Source organism: Microvirga yunnanensis (genome assembly GCF_025460875.1).
On record NZ_JAMXFI010000063.1, the window covers coordinates 1 to 15501 of the forward strand.

General features: G+C 68.3%; 13 protein-coding genes. 7 read left to right on the forward strand and 6 right to left on the reverse strand.

What is annotated here, in order from left to right; genetic code table 11:
• From lepB to era, 3 genes are all read left to right on the forward strand, one after another.
• A partial coding sequence (gene lepB / locus NF876_RS25885) for a signal peptidase I (protein WP_262271244.1) occupies positions 1 to 270 on the forward strand: 270 nt, incomplete at its 5' end.
• Between the two features lie 3 nt (positions 271 to 273).
• Complete coding sequence (rnc, locus tag NF876_RS25890) at positions 274 to 984, forward strand: ribonuclease III (RefSeq protein WP_262271245.1); 711 nt, start codon at positions 274 to 276, stop codon at positions 982 to 984.
• Positions 971 to 1885, forward strand: a complete 915-nt coding sequence (era, locus tag NF876_RS25895) for a GTPase Era (RefSeq protein ID WP_262271246.1) — start codon at positions 971 to 973, stop codon at positions 1883 to 1885. The genes rnc and era overlap by 14 nt, the downstream gene beginning before the upstream one ends.
• A gap of 199 nt (positions 1886 to 2084) precedes the next feature.
• Here era and NF876_RS25900 read toward each other — a convergent pair whose 3' ends face one another.
• The gene (locus NF876_RS25900; RefSeq protein WP_262271247.1) at positions 2085 to 3833 is read right to left on the reverse strand and encodes a methyl-accepting chemotaxis protein; all 1749 of its coding nucleotides are present in this window, start codon (positions 3831 to 3833) and stop codon (positions 2085 to 2087) included.
• Positions 3834 to 4168: 335 nt separating this feature from the next.
• On the opposite strand from NF876_RS25900, the gene NF876_RS25905 reads away from it, so the two are divergent.
• Positions 4169 to 5941: an adenylate/guanylate cyclase domain-containing protein gene (locus NF876_RS25905; protein WP_262271248.1), complete on the forward strand. Its 1773-nt coding sequence runs from the start codon at positions 4169 to 4171 to the stop codon at positions 5939 to 5941.
• Positions 5942 to 5989: 48 nt separating this feature from the next.
• On the opposite strand, the gene NF876_RS25910 is transcribed toward NF876_RS25905, so the two are convergent.
• Positions 5990 to 7918 (reverse strand): OmpA family protein, encoded by a 1929-nt coding sequence (locus NF876_RS25910; RefSeq protein ID WP_262271249.1) that lies wholly within the window; start codon positions 7916 to 7918, stop codon positions 5990 to 5992.
• 334 nt (positions 7919 to 8252) lie between these two features.
• Between NF876_RS25910 and recO the strand changes: the two genes are divergently transcribed.
• Together recO and parC are read left to right on the forward strand one after the other, a co-directional pair.
• Positions 8253 to 8984 carry a DNA repair protein RecO gene (gene recO / locus NF876_RS25915; RefSeq protein WP_262271250.1) on the forward strand — a complete coding sequence of 244 codons (732 nt, stop codon included), beginning with the start codon at positions 8253 to 8255 and terminating at the stop codon, positions 8982 to 8984.
• A 66-nt stretch (positions 8985 to 9050) separates the two neighbouring features.
• The gene (parC, locus tag NF876_RS25920) at positions 9051 to 11297 is read left to right on the forward strand and encodes a DNA topoisomerase IV subunit A (RefSeq protein WP_262271251.1); all 2247 of its coding nucleotides are present in this window, start codon (positions 9051 to 9053) and stop codon (positions 11295 to 11297) included.
• Between the two features lie 134 nt (positions 11298 to 11431).
• Here the strand turns inward: parC and wrbA are convergent, their stop codons facing one another.
• A complete protein-coding gene (gene wrbA, locus NF876_RS25925; protein ID WP_262271252.1) occupies positions 11432 to 12112 on the reverse strand; it encodes an NAD(P)H:quinone oxidoreductase in 681 nt (226 codons plus the stop codon).
• A gap of 166 nt (positions 12113 to 12278) precedes the next feature.
• Between wrbA and NF876_RS25930 the strand changes: the two genes are divergently transcribed.
• Positions 12279 to 12566 carry a hypothetical protein gene (locus NF876_RS25930; protein ID WP_262271253.1) on the forward strand — a complete coding sequence of 96 codons (288 nt, stop codon included), beginning with the start codon at positions 12279 to 12281 and terminating at the stop codon, positions 12564 to 12566.
• 25 nt (positions 12567 to 12591) lie between these two features.
• Here NF876_RS25930 and NF876_RS25935 read toward each other — a convergent pair whose 3' ends face one another.
• From NF876_RS25935 to NF876_RS25945, 3 genes are all read right to left on the reverse strand, one after another.
• Positions 12592 to 13338 carry an arginyltransferase gene (locus NF876_RS25935; RefSeq protein ID WP_262271254.1) on the reverse strand — a complete coding sequence of 249 codons (747 nt, stop codon included), beginning with the start codon at positions 13336 to 13338 and terminating at the stop codon, positions 12592 to 12594.
• A 405-nt stretch (positions 13339 to 13743) separates the two neighbouring features.
• Positions 13744 to 14226: an RDD family protein gene (locus NF876_RS25940; RefSeq protein WP_262271255.1), complete on the reverse strand. Its 483-nt coding sequence runs from the start codon at positions 14224 to 14226 to the stop codon at positions 13744 to 13746.
• A 10-nt stretch (positions 14227 to 14236) separates the two neighbouring features.
• Positions 14237 to 15499 carry a threonine ammonia-lyase gene (locus tag NF876_RS25945; RefSeq protein ID WP_262271256.1) on the reverse strand — a complete coding sequence of 421 codons (1263 nt, stop codon included), beginning with the start codon at positions 15497 to 15499 and terminating at the stop codon, positions 14237 to 14239.
• Positions 15500 to 15501: the final 2 nt, after the last annotated feature.

A 15501-nucleotide genomic window follows, 5' to 3' on the forward strand; every position in this document is an offset into this window, starting at 1 on the left:
TTCGTCATCGAGCGCGACGGCGACCGCGGCTACTGGGACAACACCAACGTCTACACGGTGCAGCCCGGCCATTTCTTCATGATGGGCGACAACCGGGACAACTCGACGGATTCCCGGGACGAGGCCAGCGTCGGGCAGGTGCCGTTCGAGAATCTGGTGGGCCGCGCCGAGATCATCTTCTTCTCGATCGACGAGAGCGCCTCCCTGTGGCGCCCGTGGGAATGGCCGCAGAAGATCCGCTGGAACCGTCTCTTCGAGCGGATCCGGTAAGCCGTGAAACGTCGCAAGCCGAACCTCGACGAGCTTCTGAAGAAGCTCGACTACCGTTTTGAAAAGCCAGAACTCCTCGACGAGGCCCTGACCCATGTCAGCGCCCCGCAGGCCGCCGGCCAGAGCTACCAGAGGCTGGAATTCCTCGGGGATCGCGTCCTCGGCCTGTCCATCGCCGAACTGCTCTACGGGACCTTCCCCGGCGCCCCCGAGGGCGAGCTGTCCCGGCGCCTGGCCGAACTCGTGCGGCGCGAGAGCTGCGCCGAAGTGGCGATCGCCTGGGATGTAGGGCCCCATCTCAAGCTCGGCGCCGGCGAGGCGCATTCGGGCGAGCGGCGCAATCAGACCATCCTGGCCGACGTCTGCGAGGCGATCATCGGGGCCGTGTTCCTCGACGGCGGCTACGAGGCCGCCCGCAGCCTCGTGGTGCGTTCGTTCCAGCCGTTGCTGGCGGCGCCCCGCCGCCCCCTGCGGGACCCGAAAAGCGCCCTGCAGGAATGGGCGCAAGGCAGGGGGCTCCCGCCGCCGACCTATTCCATCGCCGAGCAGTCGGGGCCCGATCACGCGCCGAAGTTCCGGATCATGGTGAAGGTCAAGGGAAGCGAGAGCGAGTTCGGCCAGGGGAGTTCGAAGCGGGTCGCGGAACAGGCGGCGGCGCGGAGCCTTCTCTTGAGAGAGGGCGTCTGGACGGAGGACGAGCATGGAACAGCCTGAGCAAACCACCACCAAGGCCGGTTTCGTCGCTCTCATCGGGGCGCCGAACGCCGGTAAGTCGACCCTTCTGAACTCGCTCGTCGGGTCGAAGGTCTCCATCGTGTCGCGCAAGGTGCAGACGACCCGCGCCCTCGTGCGCGGAATCGCCATCGAGGGCGACGCGCAGATCGTGTTCGTGGACACGCCCGGCATCTTCAAGCCGAAGCGCCGCCTCGACCGGGCCATGGTCACATCGGCCTGGGGTGGGGCGGGCGACGCGGACGTGATCGCCCTGCTGCTCGACGTGCGCAAGGGCATCGACGAGGAGGCCGAGGCGATCCTCGGCAAGCTCCCCGAGCTGAAGCGCCCGAAGGTGCTGATCCTCAACAAGATCGATCTGATCGAGCGTTCGAAGCTTCTCGAGCTCGCCTCCCGGCTCAACGAGGCCGTGCCCTTCGCTCATACCTTCATGATCTCGGCCCTGAAGGGCGACGGCATCGACACGATGAAGCGGCAGCTCGCCGCCCTGATGCCGGAGGGGCCCTGGCTCTATCCGGAAGACCAGATCTCCGATGCGCCGCTGCGGATGCTCGCCGCCGAGATCACCCGGGAAAAGATCTACGAGCGCCTGCACGAGGAGCTGCCCTATCAGTCAACGGTCGAGACCGACCAGTGGCAGGTGCGCCCCGACGGGTCGGTGCGGATCGAGCAGACCGTGTTCGTGGAGCGCGACAGCCAGCGCAAGATCGTGCTCGGCAAGGGCGGCCAGACCATCAAGGCCATCGGCCAGGCAGCCCGCAAGGAGATCGCCGAGATCGCCGAGAGCCCGGTGCATCTCTTCATCTTCGTGAAGGTGCGCGAGAACTGGAGCGACGATCCCGAGCGCTACCGGGAGATGGGCCTGGAATTCCCGCGGGGGTAGAAGGGCGGGGGATAGCGGGGCGGAGGTGCCGTCCTGAGCCACGCTCCCATCGTCACCGTCCTGCGCACGTCGTCACCGGCCTTGTGCCGGTGATCCCGACGATGGGCGGCGCCCTCTCCCTCGAGGCTTAAAGCATCGGACGTGAAAAGTGGACTTGCCCTTTTGGGATCCATCCGATGCTTTCTTCTTGTCCGATGCTCTAAGCCCTATAGGCGGTTCTCAGCCCGCCCCAATGGCGTCCGAGAACGCGGATCGGAGCATCCACCTCCTGCATCATGACGATTTTGCCGCCGCCCATGTCGCGGGCATAGGCCTGCACGGCGAAGGGCCGCGTGGAGCGGGCCGCCGTGATGCCGGCGCGGTCGTCGAAGATGCGCCTGTTGCGGGCGTTGGCCGCGTTCCACACCGGGTCGGCCGGACGCTGGGGCTGCGAATAGAGCCGGTTGTGGACCGGGATGTAGCCGTTGCGGTCGATGGCGAGGCAGAACGCCATGGCCGGGTCGGAGGCCAGGACCTTCTCCAGGATCGGCGGCAGGATCCGCTCGAAGACGGGAAGATACGCGGTGGCGTATTGCACCGGATCGGTGCCGGCAACCGGCCGGTACTGCGTGTCGAAGACCGCTTCCCTCGACAGCCGGCCGTCCGCCACGGCCTGCTCGATGATCGCCTCGACTTGGCCCGCGGTGTCCCGTGCCAGCAGGATGCGCGGCGCGTAGGCCGCCTCCACCTGGGCGACGAAGCCGTCGATGCGGGCGCGGGTCTCGGCATCGCAGCGGTCGAAGGCGCCATGGATGCCCATGGCGCTCCTCGCCACGATGCGCAGTCCGGCCAGGCCGATCTGCGCGACCTCGATCTCCCCGGTCCCGCCGGCTTCGACGGGCAGGTCGGCGGTCGCCGCCAGCAGGACGCCTCCCTGGCTGATGTCGATCAGGCGCGTCGAGGCGCTGCGTCCGCCGATCCGCAGGGTCGCCGGGCGGTCCACGGGCAGGCGATCCGAGCGCCGCCGGTCGCCGAGTTCGCTCTGGCGCATCACGGTGACGAAGCGCTGACCGAGGGCCTTCGCCAAACCGTCCGCGGTCCTCGTCGCCCGGTCGGCCTGGTGCGCCCTGCGGCCGGCCTCGAGGGAAATGCCGTCCACGTCTCCCGCGCGCTCGCTGACCCGGCCGACGCTGGAGGACGTCAGGCCCGCCAGGCGGGATGCTTCCCCGATGGCCGCATTCTGCTCGCCGACCGCGTGGCGGACCGAATCGAAGACCGGCCCGACCCCCTGGATCACCTCCACCACCTCGGCGACCGCGCCGGTCGAGGCGTGCGCCGTCTCGCGCAGGTGGTCGATCCGCCGGCGGATGTCGTCGGCCGCCCGTGCCGTCTGGGTCGACAGAGCCTTCACCTCGGACGCCACGACGGCGAAACCCTTGCCGGCCTCGCCCGCGCGGGCCGCCTCGATGGTGGCGTTGAGCGCCAGCAGGTTGGTCTGCCGGGCCACCGTCGCGATGGTGTCGACGATGCCGACGATCTCCGCGGTGGCGGAGGAAAGCTGCGTGATGAGGTCGCTCGCCTTGCGGGCCGCCTCGACGGCGTTGTCGATCCGCTGGCTCGCGTGATCCATCGCGCGGCCGATGTCGGCCGACGTGACGGCGAGCTCTTCGGTCGAGGAGGCGAGGGAGAGGGTCTCCTCGGAGGCTTTCCGGCCCGACGAGGCGAGCTCTCCGGCGTGGGTACGGATGGCCGCGAGATCCTTCTCGACCGCCGCGACGTCCGCGGCCGCCACCGCGATGGCCTGCGTGACCCCGTCGATCGCCTTCAGGACGTCGGCCTCCAGGGCATCCAGGATATCCGGGTCGAGACGGCTCTCGCGCACGGCTGCCGTCGCGGCTTCCTCGGGGGCGATCGGGACGACGTTGTCCAAAGAACCCGTATGTGAAGCGCGCCGCAATAGACCCAACATCGCTGCCCCCTTTGCTTATGTTCTTGACCAAACGTCACGTTAAAAGGTTAAAGAAAGCAGAATACTTGAGGGATCTTCTCCTAAGGTCTTAGGCGTCAGTATTGCGCTGATCGATCTACAGTGAGAGCGCCTCGCGGAGGAGAAGGTCGGGCTCCTGCCGGAAGTCACATAATCCTTTGAAACATGTTAGTTTTCACGGATTTTGCGCGTCGTCTCGACGCAACCAGATCAGCCGTCGGGCTTTATCCTGAAAGGATCGTGGGAAGGCGCGTTGCTTCCAGTGAAACCTTCCAGTGGTAGATGACCGGTGCCGACGTCGACGTTTCGGGGAGGCCATGAGCAGCTCTTCCGACCAGACGGCGCAGAGACGTCTCGCTGCCGTGCTCGCCGCGGACGTGGTGGGTTATTCCGATCTCATGTCCAGAGACGAGGAAGGGACGCTGGCCCGGCTGCGGGACCTGCGGCGCCAGGTGATCGAGCCGCGGATCCGGTCCCACCGGGGCCGCCTCGTGAAAACCGTGGGCGACGGGTTCCTGTGCGAGTTCTCGAGCCCCATCGAGGCGGTCCGCTGCGCCGTCGACCTCCAGGAGGCGATTGCCCAGGCGTCCGACGACGAGCGCGCCAAGCCGCTCCAACTGCGGATCGGGATCAATCTCGGGGACATCATCGTCGAGGAGGACGGGGACATCTTCGGCGATGGGGTCAATGTCGCCTCGCGGCTGCAGAAGATGGCGCTGCCGGGGGGAATCTGCCTCTCCGGCAAGGTCTATGAAGAGGTGAGGGACAAGCTCCCGTACCAGTTCGAGGATCACGGCGAGCATCGCTTCAAGAACATCGGCAGGCTGATCAAGGTCTATTGCCTCCTGGCAGGTCTGGACCCGTCCACGACCGCGCAGGGGCCATCCACCGCCGCGTCGCTGGACAGGCCGTCGATCGCCGTGCTGCCGTTCGTCAATCTCGGAAACGATCCCGAGCAGGAATACTTCGCGGACGGGATCGTCGAGGACATCATCGCGGCCCTGTCGCGGTTCAGGTCCTTCTTCGTCGTCGCCCGCAACTCGACCTATACGTACAAGGGGCGCAACGTCGGCGTCCAGCAGATCGGGCGCGAGCTCGGAGTGCGATATGTGCTCGAGGGCAGCGTCAGGCGCTCCGGCGACAGGATCCGGATCACCGCTCAGCTGGTCGATTCCGTCAGCGGCATGCATCTCTGGGCCGAGCATTACGACGGCGTCATGGCCGACGTGTTCGACCTTCAGGATCAGATCACCGCCAGCGTCGTCGGATCGATCCAGCCCTCCATCCGGGCAGCCGAGATCGAGCGCGCGCGGCGCAAGCGCCCCGAGAACCTCGACGCGTACGACCTTGTCATGCGCGCCCTGCCTTATGTCTGGGCGCTGGAATTCGAGGCCAACAAGGAGGCGACACGGCTCATCGACAAGGCTCTTCTGCTCGATCCGGGCTATCCGCTCGCCCTGTCGCTGGCCGCGTGGTGCCGGGGGCAGCGGATCGTCTACAACTGGTCGAAGAACGTGCCGGAGGACAAGCGGGAGACCTTGCGCCAGGCCCAGGCCGCGGCGGCGATCGCCCACGACGACCCGTTCATCCTGACGGTGCTCGGGGCCGCCCTGACGATCACCCGGGAATACCAGCGCGCCGAGGCGCTCCTGGAAAGGGCCCTCGCACTCGACCCGAACTCGGCCTGGGCCTGGAACCGCAGCGGATGGCTCCACAACTACCGGCACGATCCGGAGGTTGCGATCCAGCATTTCGAGCGCTCGCTGCGTCTCAGCCCGTTCGACCCCATGGCCTTCAACTGCGACATGGGAATCGGCTGTGCCCACTTCATCGCGAAGCGGTACGATCTCGCCGTGCAGTGGCAGGAGAAGGGGTGGCGGACGAAGCCCAGCGCCACCTGGGTCCACCGGACCCTCGCGCCCGCCTATGCCCTGGCGGGCGATCTCGACAGGGCGCGGGAGAGCGTGGGCGAACTGGTGAGGCACTACCCCGGGATCAGGATCTCGCAGATCATCGAGGCGATGGCGTTCAGCCAGGAAACCATGGGCCGCTTCGCGGAAGGCCTGCGCCTGGCCGGTCTGCCGGAGTAGGGACCCGGGAAGACAACCGGGAGGGGCTCGCCCTCCCGGTCGAGTTCGTCACTGCTGGTTCTGGCCCTGGAGCAGCGGCGTGATCCGGCGCAGGGTCACGCGGCGGTTCTCCTGCTCGGGCCCCTGGCTGGCGACCTTCAGATACTGCTCGCCATACCCTTGCGTGGTCAGGTTTTCGGCCGGGATCTGGAAGCGCTGCGTCAGGATGGTCGCGATGGTCTCGGCGCGGCGGTCCGACAGGGTCAGGTTGTCCTCGTCCGAACCGACCGCATCCGTATGGCCCTCGACCAGGAAGATCTCGTTCGGGTTGCGGGAGATCGCCTGGCGCAGGCCGTCGGCGATGCCCCTGAGGGCATCGATCTGGTCCGGCGGCAGCTCCCAGGAACCGAACTCGAAGTTGATCGTGTCGAGGTCCACGCGACGCATGCGCTCGCGCAGGGGCTGGCTTCTCCGCACCTCGTCGAGGGTATAGGCGCGCTCGATGCGCTCCACCGGCGGCGCCCGGAAGGCCGCGGCGATATCGGCCTCGGACGCGCGCTCGGTCTCGACGATGTACTCCTCGCGCGGGATCCTGACGGTCGGGGGCGGCAGGCGGACGACCTCCTCCTCCACGTAGCCGTAGCCGGGACGCCGGTCGATGCCGCTGCGCCGGTTCTCGATCAGGACGACCTCGCGGCCGGCCGGCTCGCGCCTCACCCGGCGGACGAGATTGCCCTCGGCATCGCGCACGGTGAGGATCTCCGAGCCGTCGGGACGACGCACGATGGTGACCTCCTCGTCGGCGCCGCGCCGCTCGGTGCGGATGTCGGCATCGCGATAGGTCTGGCGGAACCGCTCGGTCTCGTCGTGCCGGATGATCACCTGGTTGCCTTCGCGGATGATGGTGCGGTTGCCCGGCTCCTCGATGATGACCCGGTCGCCTTCCCGGCGCTCGCGGCGCTGGCTGCGCAGATCCTCGATGCGGACCCGGGACGCGTCGAGCGGCTCGGCGCGGCCGGGCGCCGCCTGCTGGGGCCCGAAGCGTCCGGGCGCCTGCTGGGCCGCCGGAGGCGTGCCGGGAGCCGGCGGTTGCGCGCGGGTTGCCGGGGCAGGAGCCGCCGGGGGAGGAGCCGCCGGAGCAGGAGCCGCCTGAGCAGGAGCCGCCGGAGCAGGGGGCGGCGGTGCGGCCGGTGCCGCGGTCGGAGCCGGCGGCGCGCCCGGGGTGCCGGGCTGGGCCTGTCCGGGACGTTGGCCGCGCGGACGCTCGGCATCGCCGGGGCCGCCGGGACGGCCTGGCCGGTCGCGCTCGGCCGGGCGAGCGGCATCAGGGGCCGGACGCGGCTGGGCGGGAGCCGGGGGAGCGGCCTGCTGGGTGGCCGGAGGTGCGGCTGCCGGAGGCGCAGGAGGCGTCGCGGGCTGAGCCGCCGGGGCCGGTGGCGTCGCCGGGGTTGGACGGATCTGGCCGGCGGGAGCCTGCGGCCGCGGACGCTCCGCCGGCGGCTGCTCGCGCTCCTGTGCGGTGGGACGTTGAGGACGGGAAGGAGCCTCGGTCGGGGGCCTCTCGCCGGGAGCCTGATCGGCGGGAGCCCGCTGGGCCGGACGGGCCGGCGCGGCTTCGGGCGCCGCCCGCTCGGCCGGCGCCGCCCGTTCGGACGGCGGCCCTGGCTCGCGGCGGGGACGCGGCGCGCCCGGGCCCTCGTCGGAACCGGGGCCGCCGGGGCCCGCTCCGCGGCCCGGTCGCGGACCCCGCTCTTCGGAGGCGCCCGGGCCTCCCTGATCCTGTCCGCCCTGGCGGCGCTCCTGGCCGGGGCGCTGGCCGCGCTCGCCGTCGGGTCCCTGCCGCCGCCGGGCGCCCGGCGGCAGCTCCTCATCGGCCGAGGGGCCGGCCTGCGCCAGGACCAGGGGCGTCGCGGGCGCGGGCTGGAGCGCCGACACGTGGGCCGGAAGCAGCATCAGGGGCAGGGCGGTACTCGCAAGAAACAGACGGGAGAGCTTCATGATCCTCAATTCACCGTTGGGCACAGTTAAGTCATCGACAATGACGGGGTGCCGGGTTGGTTCCGAAAATGGCAGGATTCCGCTTGTGAAACAGAATTTTAGAAGTTCGACCATATGGTTGGAGACCATGGATGAATGCCGTCTGAATGCCTACATCAGGAGGGCAGGATCCGGCCGAATGCGCCGTAGCCTCCGTCGTGGCCGGGCCTGTCCCGGCCATCCGACCGGAAGAGCGCGGCGCTCCGGACAATCGAGATCACCGGCACAGGGCTGGTGATGACGAACGAGGTTGGCCGGCACTTGAGAATGACACGACACGAAGGCAGCCGAACCGGTGCAATGGACTGACGAAGGCGTCGTTCTCGGCGTCCGCAAACACGGGGAGACGAGCGTCATCCTGGAGCTGATGACGCGCGAGCACGGCCGGCATCTCGGCCTCGTGCATGGCGGCCGCTCGAAGAGCCTCCAGGCGGTCCTCCAGCCGGGGAACACCGTCCAGGCGACCTGGCGGGCCAGGCTCGACGAGCATCTCGGGACCTATCAGGTCGAGGGCATCAACTTGCGGGCCGCGCGCCTCATGGGTTCGTCCATGGCCCTTTACGGCCTCGCCACCCTGGCTCACCTCCTGCGCTACTTCCCGGAACGGGACCCGCATTTCGCCCTGTTCGAGACCCTGACCGTCCTGGTCGATCACCTGGACGATCCCGACCTCGCGCCGGCGCTCTTCGTGCGGTTCGAGCTCGCCATGCTGACCGAGCTCGGCTTCGGTCTCGACCTCACGTCCTGCGCGGCGACCGGGTCCGAGCGCGACCTCGCCTACGTGTCGCCGAGAAGCGGGCGGGCCGTCTCGGCGTCCGCCGGGGAGCCGTACAAGGACCGGCTGCTCAAGCTGCCGGGCTTCCTGATCGGCCAGTCCCGGTCCAACCGGCCCGGCGAGGAGGAGATCCGGGCCGGATTTGCCCTGACGGACTTCTTCCTGCATCAGAACGTCTTCGACCCGCACGGGCAGCGGGCGCCGGACGAGAGGGCGCGTTTCGTCGCACTGGCCACGGCTGGGGACGAATGAGGTTTGTTTCTGTTATGTTCTCTTTTCAGATGATAAGAAGCGATTCGCAATTGAGGATTTCGACGAATGGGTAAGCCGGTCAATCCGCCGTCAGGGGGCGAGATCGAGAACATCAATCTCAAGGATGCCCTGGAGGAGCGCTACCTCGCCTATGCGCTTTCCACGATCATGCACCGGGCGCTGCCGGACGCGCGCGACGGGCTGAAGCCGGTCCACCGGCGCATCCTGCACGCCATGCGGCTCCTGCGCCTCGACCCGAAATCGGCGCCGAAGAAATGCGCCCGCATCGTCGGCGACGTGATGGGTCAGTTCCACCCGCACGGCGACCAGTCGATCTACGACGCCCTTGTCCGCATGGCGCAGGACTTCGCCCAGCGCTATCCGCTCGCGGACGGCCAGGGCAATTTCGGCAACATCGACGGCGATAACGCGGCCGCCATGCGCTACACCGAGGCGCGCATGACCGAGGTCGCGCGCCTGCTCCTGGAGGGCATCGACGAGAACGCGGTCGATTTCCGCGAGACCTACGACCAGACCAACGAGGAGCCGGTGGTGCTTCCGGCGGCCTTCCCGAACCTGCTCGCCAACGGCTCGCAGGGCATCGCGGTCGGCATGGCGACGTCGATCCCGCCGCACAACGCCGCCGAACTCTGCGACGCGGCGCTGCATCTCATCGCCAAGCCGAACGCGACCTCCGAGCAGCTGATGCAGTTCGTGCCGGGTCCGGACCTGCCGACCGGGGGCATCATCGTCGACACGCCCGCTGCCATGGCCGAGACCTACCGGACCGGCCGCGGCTCGTTCCGGGTGCGCGCCCGCTGGGCCAAGGAGGACCTGGGCCGCGGCAACTGGCAGATCGTCGTCACCGAGATCCCGTACTCGGTGCCCAAGTCGCGCCTGATCGAGAAGATCGCCGAGCTGCTGCAGGAGAAGAAGCTGCCGCTCCTCGCCGACGTGCGCGACGAATCCGCCGAGGACATCCGCGTGGTGCTGGAGCCCCGCGCGAAAACGGTCGATCCGATCATCCTGATGGAATCGCTCTTCAAGCTCACCGAGCTCGAGAGCCGCATCCCGATGAACGTGAACGTGCTGGCCGGCGGCAAGGTGCCGAAGGTCCTGAGCCTTGCCGAATGCCTGCGCGAATGGCTCGATCACCGCCGCGAGGTGCTGATCCGCCGCTCGGGCTTCCGCCTGGCGGCCATCGACCGGCGCCTGGAGATCTTGGGCGGCCTGCTCATCGTCTATCTCGACCTCGACCGGGTGATCAAGATCATCCGCGAGGAGGACGAGCCCAAGGTCGAGCTGATGCGCGTCTTCCAGCTCACCGAGGTCCAGGCCAACGCCATCCTCGACACGCGCCTGCGCTCGCTTCGCAAGCTCGAGGAGATGGAGCTCAAGCGCGAGCAGAAGAACCTGCAGGACGAGAAGGCCAAGATCGAGGAGCTTCTGGGCTCCGAGAAAGTCCAGTGGAGGACGATCTCGGCCGAGATCAAGGAGGTCCGCAAGACCTTCGGGCCCGAGACCGCCCTGGGCCGCCGCCGGACCTCCTTCGCCGAGGCGCCGGACACCTCGGACATCGACTTCGCCGAGGCGATGATCGAGCGCGAGCCGATCACCGTGATCGTGTCCCAGAAGGGCTGGATCCGCGCCATGAAGGGCCATCAGGCCGATCTCTCCGGCGTGCAGTTCAAGGGCGACGACGCGCTCAAGGTGTCGTTCTTCGCCGAGACCACGTCCAAGATCGTCGTGGTGGCCGATAACGGGCGCTTCTTCACCCTCGAGGCCTCGAAGCTCCCGGGCGGGCGCGGCTTCGGCGATCCGATCCGCCTCATGGTCGACCTGGAGGAGGGCGCCGACTTCATCGCGGCCTTCCCGTACCGGGCGGGCGGCAAGCTGCTCGTGGCGGCCACGGACGGGCGCGGTTTCGTGGTGCCCACCGACGAGATCACGGCCAACACCCGCAAGGGCAAGCAGATCCTCAACCTCGACGCGCCGGCCAAGATGGTGGTGTGCACCGAGGCCGAGGGAGACCACGTGGCGATCATCGGCGAGAACCGCAAGCTCCTGGTCTTCCCGGCCAAGCAGGTGCCGGAGATGACCCGCGGCAAGGGCGTGCGCCTCCAGCGCTACAAGGACGGCGGCGTCTCGGACGCCAAAGTCTTCAAGCTGAAGGAGGGCCTCACCTGGAAGGACACCGCCGGCCGCACCTGGACGGTCGCCAAGGAGGACCTGCGCGACTGGATGGGCGACCGCACCGAAGCCGGCCGCCTGCCGCCCAAGGGCTTCCCGAAGTCGAACCGGTTCGGGGAATAGGGAGGCGATCCTCCGCTATGTCATGGCCGGGCTTGTCCCGGCCATCCCGAACCGTCGAGGCACGGCGTTCCAATCCATCGGGATCACCGGCACAAGGCCGGTGATGACCTGGAGGGTGACATCGGCCGGAGCCCTCAGGGCCGCCCCTCCGTCCCGCCGGTGGTCTCGGTCGGGTTGTCCAGGTCCGGCGGGACCGGCCCGCGCTCGCCGGCGCCCCGTTCGAGCCGGGCGGCGATCTCCGCCACATGGCGGCCCTGGAAGCGGGCGCCGCCGAGCTCGTTCTCGCTCGGCTGGCGCGAGCCGTCCCCGCCCGCGAGGGTGGTCGCCCCATAGGGCGTGCCGCCCGTGACCTCGTCCATCTTGGTCTGACCCGGATAGGAATAGGGCAGGCCGACGATGACCATCCCGTGGTGCAGGAGCGTGGTGTGGAACGACGTGATCGTCGTCTCCTGACCGCCGTGCTGCGTGGCCGTCGAGGCGAAGACGCTGCCGACCTTGCCGACCAGCGCGCCCTTCACCCACAGGCCGCCGGTCTGGTCGAGGAAGTTGCGCATCTGGGCCGCCATGTTGCCGTAGCGGGTCGGGGTGCCGAAGATGATGGCGTCGTAGTCGCCGAGCTCGTTCGGGCTCGCGACCGGGGCCTCCTGGTCGATCTTCATGCCCGACGTGCGGGCGATCTCCTCGGGCACCAGCTCGGGCACGCGCTTGACCGTCACCTCGGCGCCCGCGACCGAGCGGGCGCCCTCCGCGACGGCCCGGGCCATCGTCTCGATATGGCCGTAGGAGGAGTAGTAGAGGACGAGGATCTTGGCCATGGCGCACCTTCCGTCGCGTGGGAGTTACGCAACGAACCAGGGGAGGGCGGTGTTGTTCCGGATTCATCGGCATCGCCCCCTCCGTCCGGAGGGCTCCGGCGACCGCATTTTCCTTTAAGGCAGGATATCGCTCCGACGAACCGACGCCTTTCCGGAAGGAGACCCCATGATCATTCGATTGCTGTTGACGGCCGGCCTCGCGGGCGGCTTCCTGGCCGAAGCCTCTTCGGCGATGGCTCAATCCATGCCGTCCGGCCCGGCCATGAACGCTGCCGGCCGGGCCCCGCAGGCGGGCACACCGCCGGCGAGCCTCGAACCGGGCGACGGCCGGGTTGTCGGCACCGGGCGGGCGAAGGGAGGCGCCATGCCGTCGCGCCCGGTTTCCCCGCAGCCCTTCAGCGACAGGCCGGCGAGGCGCAAGCATCCCGTCAACATATCCCGCGACAACGGCTGAACGACCGACGGGCCGATCCCGGGCGTCAGTCCACCCGCACCCAGCCGTGCGCCATGAGCCGCTCCTGGGGCTTGAAGCGGGCCTTGTAGCCCATCTTCTTCGAGCCCTCGACCCAGTAGCCGAGATAGAGATAGGGCAGGCCCATCGCCTTCGCGCGACGGATGTGGTCGAGGATCATGAAGGTGCCGAGGCTGCGGTCCTGCATCACAGGCTCGTAGAACGAGTAGACCATGGAGAGGCCGTCGCTCATCTCGTCGGTGAGGCTCACCGCGATGAGATCGCCCGCGCCGCGGCCCGTGAGGCCGCTGTCGATTCCCCGTCGGCGGTACTCGACCACCTTCGTGTCCACGTGGCTGTCCTCGACCATCATGGAATAGTCGAGCACCGTCATGTCGGCCATGCCGCCATCGGCGTGTCGCGTGTCTACATAGCGGCGGAACAGGGAATACTGCTCCGAGGACGGGCGGTTGGGCAGGGGTGTGCCGATCAGGTCGGCATTGTCCTTCAGGACGCGGCGCAGGTTGCCGGAGGGCTCGAAATCGTCGACCACCACGCGCACCGACACGCAGGCCCGGCACGCGTCGCAGGCGGGCCGGTAGGCGATCGTCTGTGACCGCCGGAAGCCGCCTTGAGTGAGAATCTCATTCAGCTCCCGGCCGCGTCGTCCCACGATGTGCGTGAAGACCTTGCGCTCCTCCTTGCCCGGCAGGTAGGGGCATGCGGACGGGGAGGTGAGATAGAATTGCGGTGCGTCGCGGGGCTGGCTCGTCAATCGGGAAAGCCTTGTGGAGAAACCTTGAGCGCTTCGTCAACGCCCAAGGATAACATTGGTGTCCGGGACGTCCAGGAAAAGAGGGGGAATGTCACAGGCGTTTGATGTGGCGCGGTTCCCGCGTGCCGCCGCGCGCTCGGCGGGACCGGCATCCTCCACGTCGCATCATCCTCCACGTCTAGAGCATCGGACGGAAAAGTGGATCCGGTTTTCCGTTCTGACCGATGCTCTCATTCAAGAAGAAAGCATCGGATGGATCCCAAAAGTGCAAGTCCACTTTTGGGTCCGATGCTTTAGGCCGGCCTCCTGCCGGCCATCCCGATCCGCTGAGGTGCGGCGTCTCGGACCATCGAGATCACCGGCGCGAGGCCGGTGACGACGACGGTCGGTGATCGGACAGACCGTCTAAGCCCTCACCACCCACATGCCCGTGAGCAGGTCGCGGATGAAGCGGCGGTCGTCGCGCACGAAGCCGACGAGCACGTCGCAGGCCCAGAGCAGGAAGGTCGAGATCGCCACGTAGAAGAACAGCGCGTGCACGGCGGCGGCGAGCGGCGAGGCGCCCCGGCCGGTGCGCGGGTCGATCACGCGCAGCCCCATGTAGCGCATGCCGACCGTCGCCTGCGCGGCGCCCCCGATGGTGACCGCGTTGTACACGATGAAGATCAGCGCCGTGAGCGGCAGGGCGAAGAACAGCCCCCAGCCGAGGCCGAGCGTGATGATCCCGAGGAAGAAGATCCCGATGGAGATCAGCACCACCCAGAGGGCGATGACGACGAGGTCGATCAGGTAGGCCCAGAAGCGCCGGGAGATCACGCCTTCCGTCAGACGGGTGTCGAGCTCGTAGGACGGATAGTTCAGCGTCGGCGGGTAAGGTCGGTTGACCATCGGTCTCTCCTCAATAGGCGGCCTCGGGCAGGCTGCGGGACTCGATCCGCTGCGGGGCGAGTCCCTCCGCCGCCAGCGCCTCGAACACCTCCAATGTATGTTGTCGGTCCCGCGTTTCGATAGTGATGTCGATGGAAACGCCCTTGGCCGGCACGTCCAGGAACAGGCGCCCGTGGGACACCTCCAGGATGTTGGCCCCGAGGCTCCCCAGAAGGCTCGCCACGCGGCCGAGGAGGCCCGGCCTGTCGTTGGACGTGATGCGGAACGAGGTGATCCGGTCGTCCCGCTCCAGTTCGCGTACCATCACCGAGGCAAGGATGCGCGCGTCGATGTTGCCGCCGCAGAGCACGAGGCCGACCCGCTTGCCCTTGAAGCGCTCCGGCTGCGCCATCATGGCCGCGAGGCCGGCCGCGCCCGCACCCTCGGCCATGGTCCGCTGCAAGGTCGCATAGGCGTTGACGGCGCGCTCGATCAGCGGCTCCTCGACCGGGATGATGGTGGACACGAGGTCGCGCACGATGGGCAGGGGAAGCTGGCCCACGGTCTTGACCGCAATGCCTTCCGCCAGGGTGGCGCCCCCGATGGGGCGGTGCTCGCCCAGAATCGCATTGCGGAAGGACGGGTAGAGGGCCGCCTCCACGCCGACGATCTCGATGTCGGGCCGGATCGCCTTGGCGGCCACCGTGATCCCCGAGATCAGCCCGCCGCCCCCGATCGGCACCACGATCTGGTCGAGATCCGGCGCGTCGGCGAGCATCTCGAGCGCGATGGTGCCCTGGCCGGCCATGACCTTCGGATCGTCGTAGGGGTGGACGAAGACGAGCCCCTCCTGGTCGGCGATCTCGCGGGCGCGGGCGGCGGATTCGTAGAGCGTCTCGCCCTCCAGGATCACCCGCGCCCCGTAGGAGCGGGTGTTCTCCGCCTTCACCAGGGGCGTGCCCTCCGGCATCACGATGGTGGCCGGAATGCCGAGGCGGCGCGCGTGGTAGGCGACCGCCTGGGCATGGTTGCCCGCCGACATGGCGATGACGCCGCGGCGGCGCTCGTCCGGATCGAGGCTTTCCAGCTTGGTTGCGGCGCCGCGCTCCTTGAAGGAGCCCGTGGGCTGCATGTTCTCGTGCTTCACGAAGACGGTCGCCCCGGTGAGCTGCGACAGGCGCGGCGCGGGAACGAGGGGCGTGCGCAGGACCTGGCCCCGGATCGTCTCCGCCGCGCGCTCCACGTCCCGGATGGTGATGGCGTAGTCGGCCACGTTGTCCTCCGAAAATCTCATTA